Below are 6,884 nucleotides of genomic sequence, written 5' to 3'. Positions count from 1 at the left end.
GCCATCTGATAAAGCGCCTCTCTAAAGTGCTTTGGCGCCTTGCTCTCGACCCTGCCGCGCACGCCGTTAAAACCCTCGTTTAAAAGCGCCCTAAGGCTCCAGCCTGCGCAGTAGCCCGTGAGGCAGTCTAGGTCGTGGATGTGATAGTCGCCGTTTCGGTGCGCGAGACCCTCTTCTTTACTATACACCTTATCTAGCCAGTAGTTGGCGATGACCTTGCCTGCGGTGTTGTTGATGAGACCCGCGTTTGAGTAGCTGGTGTTTGAGTTAGCCAGGATGCGCCAGTCGGTACCGTTGATGTACTCGCTGATCGTTTGGGTGGAGTTGATGTAGGTCGTATCTTCGTTTAGTCCTAAAATTTGCTCGCGCTGAAGCTTGTGCGTGTGTCGGTAGAGCATAAAGCTCTTCATCACGTCGAAGTGTCCCGCGTTAAAAAGCGCCTTTTCGATGTAGTCTTGCACGTCCTCGACGCTCAAAACTTCACTGTCAAACACGTGCCCCATCACATCCAAAAAGACCTTGTCGTCGTACTCTTTAGACTCGCTTTCAAAGGCTTTTTTGATCGCGTCTTGGATTTTATATGGTAGGTATTCCTGCTTCGTGCCGTCGCGTTTTAGGATAAATTTCATTTCATTCCTTACGTTAAATTTTGATGATAAATTTGACGAAAGTATAGGCAAAGTTGGCTTAAAATTTAGTGACCGAAATTTGCGCTCCGGACATTTTAAAAATGTCATTTTTAAGTTTAAAATAGCTTTGAAAGCGCGTATATTTAGGTGTTTTATAGAGAGCTAATAAATGCCGTTTTTGATAATAGATATTCAATTTGAGCAATTTTAAAAGAAGGATGAAAAACAAGCGAAAGTTCAAATTTGGCGAGATTTTGCGGGAGTTAAATTTGGTAAATTTGAGCAGTAAAGAGCCCCGCCGTAAAATTCGGCGGGAAAGTTTTTATTCGTCGTATCTTAAGAAAATATCCTCGCCGCCTTTTGCAAGGTTTAGGATACCTTCGCCGCGTTTAAACGTTATCTCTGTACCGATATCGTCGTTCGCTAGTCTTACGCCGCTTGCCGTGACTGCGTTTTTAAGATTGATTTTGTGACCTTTGCTGTCTTCTAGCAGCGCGGTGTTAAATTTATCGGTAGAGCTTAGTCTGACGACGTATTTCGGGTCGTTTACGCCCGTAAATTTAATCACTTCAGCTTCTGATTTGGTGATTTGTGCTTTGTTTGCGCTCTCGCTTTTGTGCGCGTGGCAACCGCTAAGCATAGCAACTGCAGCAAAAGCCGCCAAAGATGAAACTAAAAACTTCTTCATTTTCGTCCTTTTTTGTGAAATGAGACTCGAATATTACTTCAAAATAGTTTATATAAAGTAAACTTAGCCAAGAAGGAGTCGTTGCTCAAGGCTAAATTTACTCGCGGACTTACGCTTGTTTAGAAAAAAAGCCGCCGCAAATTTATCGCCGCTTTTAAAAAACTCGCGAAACCGGCGATTTTTCGACATTAATGGCAGCCGCAACCGCAGCAAGATTTAGCACCGCCGTGAAGCTCGGAAACATAAAATTTAACCGAATTTAGCCCCTCTTTTAACGCCCACTCGTAAGCACTCGAGACGAAATCCCAGTTGATGTTTTCAAACAACTTCTCCAAATACGCAGGGCGCGCATTTCTGTGATCGACGTAGTATGCGTGCTCCCAAACGTCCGCGACTAGAAGCGGTACTAGGCCCTCCGTTACCGGAGTTTGCGCGTTGCTAGTTTGTACGATTTGCAGTTTATCCTCTTTTGGATTGTAAACTAGCCACGCCCAACCTGAGCCAAATAGCGTAGTCGCAGCCTTTAAAAACTCCTCTTTAAAATTTGGAATATCTTTTTCCAAGCGAGCTTTTAGCTCGTCGCTCATTTGGCTTTTTTTCGCGATGCAATCCCAGTAAAAGTCGTGGTTATAGACCTGAGCCGCGTTGTTAAACACGCCGCCTGAGCTTTTTACCAAGATATCAAAGAGGCTAGCGCTCTCAAACTCAGTACCTTTTATCAAATTATTTAGGTTATTGATATAGGTTTGGTGGTGTTTGCCGTGGTGGTAACTACAGGTTTCCTCGCTAACGACGGCGTTTGCTTTCGGATCGAAAGGCAGTTTTCTAAGTTCAAACATAATTTTTCCTTTGTAATAAAATTTATCCGTATTATAGCAATAAAAAAGTAATTAATTTATTAACGCGCAAACAAACGCGCCGATGCTTCCGTTTTATCAAATTTAACTCGTCTCACCGCACGAATAGGTCAAATTTGATAAAATAATGTGTATTTTCGTAACATTTAGTCTTTTTAGCGTTAGATTTTACTTTAGCCTGCTCTTAAATTTGACGGTCAAATTTGAGATATTGTTACTTATTTACACATAAATTTGAAATTTATTGCAAAAAGTCGAAACATTTTCACGCAGCCGCTTTTTTATGAATTATAATTGCACCTAGCTGAATTAGCTAATCTTTTAAAAAGGATCACAGATGAAAATTAAGTTACTTTCCGCACTGCTTCTTTCTTGCGCGCTGGCCGGAAGCGCATTTGCCGCAGGCAAAACATACACGATCAAATTTGCCCACGTCGTGGCCGCCTCTACGCCAAAAGGCAAGGCTGCCGATTTTTTTGCAAAAAGAGTCGGCGAGCTTAGCGGCGGAGCGATCAAGGTCGAGGTGTATCCTGCCGCGTCGCTGATGGATGACGATAGGGTTTTTGCCGCGCTAAAGCTTGGCAACGTCCAAATGGCTGCGCCTAGTTTTTCTAAATTTACTCCGATAGTACCGCAGTTTCAGCTATTTGACCTGCCGTTTATCTTTAGAGACAACGCCCATCTTTACGCGGTAGAGGACGGCGAAGTCGGACAAGCTCTAAAAGATATGATCGCTAAAAAAGGCTTCATCGCGCTTGATTTTTGGGACGCCGGATTTAAGCACTTTAGCTCAAGCAAAAAGCCTATCGTAGAGCCTGCGGACGCTAAGGGGCAAAAATTCCGCATCCAAAGCTCAAAGGTGCTTGAAGAGCAGATCAAGGCTGTCGGCGGCAACCCGCAAGTATTACCGTTTTCAGAGGTTTATCCGGCCCTACAACAAGGCGTAGTCGATGCGACGGAAAACCCGCTTTCAAATTTCTATAACTCCAAATTTTACGAGGCGCAAAGCTCTTTAACGCTATCAGGCCACGGATATTTGGGGTATTTAGTCGTTATGAGCGAGAAATTTTGGAAAGGTTTGCCTGATGATATGAAGGCTCACGTAACGCAAGCTCTAAAAGAGGCTACGGCGTTCGAGCGCGAAGAGACGGCTAAAGAAGAAGAGCATATTTTAAGTGAGCTTAAAAAATTCGCAGGCGAGAGCAAAAAGCTTGAGATAATCGAGCTAAACGCTGATCAAAAGAGCAAATGGGCGGAGGCTATGAAGCCGATTTATCCGAACTTCTACAACGTGATCGGTCAAGACCTGGTAGAAAAAACGATAAATACGAAGTAGGATTTTATGGGTAAATTTTTTGAGATTTTAGATGTCGGCATCGCCTCGGTAAACAAAACCGTAGCGGTGCTAGGCATCGCCGCAGGCACGCTGCTAGCCTTCGTTAACGTCGTTATGCGCTACTGCTTTAACACGGGCTGGTCGTGGGCGGGCGAGCTAACGAACTACCTTTTTATATGGTCGGCGTTTTTTGCCGCCGCATACGGCTTTAGAAAGGGCATTCATATCTCGGTTACGATTTTGATCGAGAGATTCCCGCCCATCGTCGCAAAGGCCTATCTCATCTTTGCAAACGTACTAACGACGGCATTTTTGATGTTTATCGTAGTTTATAGCGTGCAGTATCTACAGGTGTTGATCGAGCTTGATTCCATGAGCGTGGATCTAGGCGTGCCGCAGTGGATACCTATGCTGGTGCTTCCGATCGCTTTTTTAGGAGCTAGCTACCGCGCCGGAGAGAAAATTTTCCAGATCGCTATGACGCCGGCCGATAAGGTCATCGTAAATAACGAAGCCGAGATGATACACGACTCGGTCAAGAAAAGCTAAGGAGAGCCTATGACCATCGCATTTTTATTTATCTCGCTGTTTGGCCTTATGCTTATAGGCGTTCCCGTCGCCGTTTCGCTGGGAGCTAGTACGGTTTTAACTATGCTGCTTTTTACCGACCTGGACGTTACGGAGATACCCCAGTATATTTTCGACGGTATCAATAAATTTCCTCTCATGGCGATCCCGATGTTTATCCTAGCCGGAAATTTACTGAGCAAGGGCGGCTCTGCTAGACGCATTATAGATTTTGCTAAATCCATGGTCGGACACCTGCCCGGCGGCCTACCGATGAGCTCGATATTTGCGTGCGTGATATTTGCCGCGGTTTCAGGCAGCTCGCCCGCTACCGTCGTAGCTATCGGCTCTATAATGTTTACTGCCATTAAAGAAGCCGGCTACCCGAAAGAATACGCCGTGGGCGGTATCACGACTGCGGGCTCGCTAGGCATTTTGATCCCGCCTTCGGTCGTTATGATCGTTTACGGCGTGACATCAAATGCTAGTATCGCCGAGCTCTTTATGGCGGGCGTGGTGCCGGGGCTGATGCTAGGCGGTATGATGATAGCTCAGACTTATTTCGGAGCAAAAAGGCTTGGATTTAAAGCTACTACGCCAGAGCCTTGGAGCGAGCGGATAAAAAAATTCTTTAGAGCTTTTTGGGCGCTGCTAATCGTAGTAGTCGTTATCGGCGGTATCTACGGCGGTATTTTCACCCCGACCGAGGCTGCTGCGGCTAGCGCGATTTATGCGCTTATTATTTCGCTATTTGTCTATAAAGATATCAAATTTAAAGACCTGTGGGACATCTGCCTAGAGTCTGCGATCACGACGGCGATGATATTTTTCATCATCGCAAACGCAGTCGTGTTTGCGTATCTGCTAACTAGCGAAAACATCCCGCAAACGATAGCAGATAGTATCCTAGCCGCAAATATCGGCAAGATCGGCTTTTTAATCATCGTAAACGTCCTGCTTTTCATCATGGGGCAGTTTATGGAGCCGTCATCGGTCGTCATGATCATGGTGCCGCTACTACTACCGATCGCAACTGCGCTAGGCGTGGATCCGGTGCACTTTGGTATCCTGCTCATCGTAAATATGGAAATCGGCATGATCACGCCGCCCGTGGGCTTAAATTTATTCGTCGCTAGCGGCCTAACGGGTATGAATCTAAAAGACGTAATCGTCTCATGCTTGCCGTGGACTTTGACGCTATTTATCGGACTCGTCCTAGTGACATATATCCCGGAAATCTCGCTTTGGCTACCGAGGCTGATGTACGGAGGCTGATTTAAATTTGCAAATTTACGGCAATTCGCGTGAGCTTATACGGCTCGGCGACCTGCCGTAAATTTGACGCTCCTTTTCAAATTTACGTCAAATTTACGTTCAAATTTAACCTAGCAAATTTTTAAATTTTAACTCCTCGCAAAAGGTCAAATTTGGCCGCCACAAAAAGCCTCGTTAAAGCTCGCCTGCTGTATCATAACCAAAAACAAAAGAGGGCAGTCATGTACCGCGTCAAACTGCATATTTGTTTAACCCAGGATATAAAAAATAAGCTTGAGCAATACAGTAAAATCCCGCCCAGACCGCGCTTTGGACACGATTTTAAGATCCTACAAAGCATTTGCGACATCCCCTCGCCTATCCCCGACGAATGCCAATACCTAATCATAGCAAGCCGGGACTGCGGATTAAATTTGCCTGAGCTAAAAAACCGCATAGGCGAAAACGGCTTTTTGGCGATTTACGCGAGGGATGCAAGCAAGATAACCGGCAAGCAAAAGCAGATCGCCGATGAAATTTGGCTTGAAAGCGCAAATTTAGACGACTTTTACTTTGAAAAAGCGCTAAATTTAATCGCCGAGCGCAAAGAGTCGTGGCTACAAAAAACCTGGCTACAAACGCTGATGAACTCATCTCCCGATATGATCTGGTTTAAAGATATGGGCGGGCTACATCTAGAGGTAAACGACGAGTTTTGCGAGGTCGTAAACAAGCCAAAAGAGCTCGTACGCGGCAAAGATCACTACTACATCTGGGATATCCCAAAAGAAATCTACGAGCAAACGGACTACGTCTGCGTCCAGACCGAGGACGACGTCGTCGCAGCGCGTAAGACCTGCCTTTTTGACGAGGAGGTTATGCGGGCTGACGGCAAACTAAGCAAGCTAAAAACATATAAAACGCCGATATTTGACGGCGAGACGATCATCGGCACCGTCGGCATCGCTCGCGACGTGACGAAAGAGCACGAGTATTTGCAAAACATCGAGTACCTAGCCCACTACGACCAGCTAACTGGACTAGCCAACCGTAACCAGCTAGACGCATTTTTAGACGGGCTAAAAACGGTGCGTATGAGTATACTTTATATGGATCTGGATCGCTTTAAGCAGGTAAACGACGAGCACGGACATCAGGCGGGCGACAAAGCCCTGGTCGCGATCGCGGAGCTGATAAAAGAGATTTTTAACGACGCTATGAACGTGCGAATCGGCGGGGACGAGTTTATCTCGATATTTACCGACGGAGCGACCGCGCAAAGTATCGCGCCTAGGGTGCAAATTTTGATCGACCGATTTTTTAAAATTTGTCAAGAAAATCCGCTATTTAACAGACTATGCGTGAGCGCGGGCATCGCAGAGGGAAGGATAGGGCCTAACTCCTTTGACCTGCTGCTGCAGCGAGCCGACGATGCTCTTTATAAAGCAAAACACTCGGGTCGCGGCACGTACTGCGTAAGCCCGCGGAAGGATTTTGAATAAAATAAATTGTTTGCTAATGAGCAAGCTACGTTAAATTCTTCGCACTAAATT

Annotated in this window: 7 protein-coding genes; 4 read left to right on the top strand and 3 right to left on the bottom strand. The window is 45.8% G+C overall.

Features of this window, described 5'->3' with window-relative positions:
* The 3 genes from nrdD to sodB form a co-directional block, all read right to left on the bottom strand.
* The coding region (gene nrdD, locus RWM02_RS04955) for an anaerobic ribonucleoside-triphosphate reductase (protein ID WP_314069596.1) at window positions 1-629 on the bottom strand (629 nt) is incomplete at its 3' end.
* 322 nt (window positions 630-951) lie between these two features.
* Window positions 952-1,317, bottom strand: coding sequence for a hypothetical protein (locus RWM02_RS04950; protein ID WP_002950507.1), 366 nt, complete (start codon window positions 1,315-1,317; stop codon window positions 952-954).
* Window positions 1,318-1,505: 188 nt separating this feature from the next.
* The gene (gene sodB / locus RWM02_RS04945; protein WP_314069594.1) at window positions 1,506-2,156 is read right to left on the bottom strand and encodes a superoxide dismutase [Fe]; all 651 of its coding nucleotides are present in this window, start codon (window positions 2,154-2,156) and stop codon (window positions 1,506-1,508) included.
* Between the two features lie 355 nt (window positions 2,157-2,511).
* Between sodB and RWM02_RS04940 the strand changes: the two genes are divergently transcribed.
* From RWM02_RS04940 to RWM02_RS04925, 4 genes are all read left to right on the top strand, one after another.
* Window positions 2,512-3,510, top strand: a complete 999-nt coding sequence (locus RWM02_RS04940) for a DctP family TRAP transporter solute-binding subunit (RefSeq protein ID WP_314069592.1) — start codon at window positions 2,512-2,514, stop codon at window positions 3,508-3,510.
* A gap of 6 nt (window positions 3,511-3,516) precedes the next feature.
* The gene (locus tag RWM02_RS04935) at window positions 3,517-4,059 is read left to right on the top strand and encodes a TRAP transporter small permease (protein WP_314069590.1); all 543 of its coding nucleotides are present in this window, start codon (window positions 3,517-3,519) and stop codon (window positions 4,057-4,059) included.
* A gap of 9 nt (window positions 4,060-4,068) precedes the next feature.
* Complete coding sequence (locus tag RWM02_RS04930; protein WP_314069588.1) at window positions 4,069-5,352, top strand: TRAP transporter large permease; 1,284 nt, start codon at window positions 4,069-4,071, stop codon at window positions 5,350-5,352.
* Window positions 5,353-5,504: 152 nt separating this feature from the next.
* The gene (locus tag RWM02_RS04925) at window positions 5,505-6,833 is read left to right on the top strand and encodes a sensor domain-containing diguanylate cyclase (RefSeq protein WP_314069586.1); all 1,329 of its coding nucleotides are present in this window, start codon (window positions 5,505-5,507) and stop codon (window positions 6,831-6,833) included.
* Window positions 6,834-6,884: the final 51 nt, after the last annotated feature.

It is taken from the genome of Campylobacter showae, assembly GCF_963515975.1.
GTDB classification, from domain to species: Bacteria; Campylobacterota; Campylobacteria; order Campylobacterales; family Campylobacteraceae; genus Campylobacter_A; species Campylobacter_A showae_F.
This window is presented reverse-complemented; position numbering and strand designations above follow the sequence as displayed.

What these genes read in the sequence shown, in the direction of transcription:
- RWM02_RS04950 (WP_002950507.1), bottom strand. Translation starts at nt 1,317, where the DNA reads ATGAAGAAGTTTTTAGTTTCATCTTTGGCGGCTTTTGCTGCAGTTGCT.
- sodB (WP_314069594.1), bottom strand. Translation starts at nt 2,156, where the DNA reads ATGTTTGAACTTAGAAAACTGCCTTTCGATCCGAAAGCAAACGCCGTC.
- RWM02_RS04940 (WP_314069592.1), top strand. Translation starts at nt 2,512, where the DNA reads ATGAAAATTAAGTTACTTTCCGCACTGCTTCTTTCTTGCGCGCTGGCC.
- RWM02_RS04935 (WP_314069590.1), top strand. Translation starts at nt 3,517, where the DNA reads ATGGGTAAATTTTTTGAGATTTTAGATGTCGGCATCGCCTCGGTAAAC.
- RWM02_RS04930 (WP_314069588.1), top strand. Translation starts at nt 4,069, where the DNA reads ATGACCATCGCATTTTTATTTATCTCGCTGTTTGGCCTTATGCTTATA.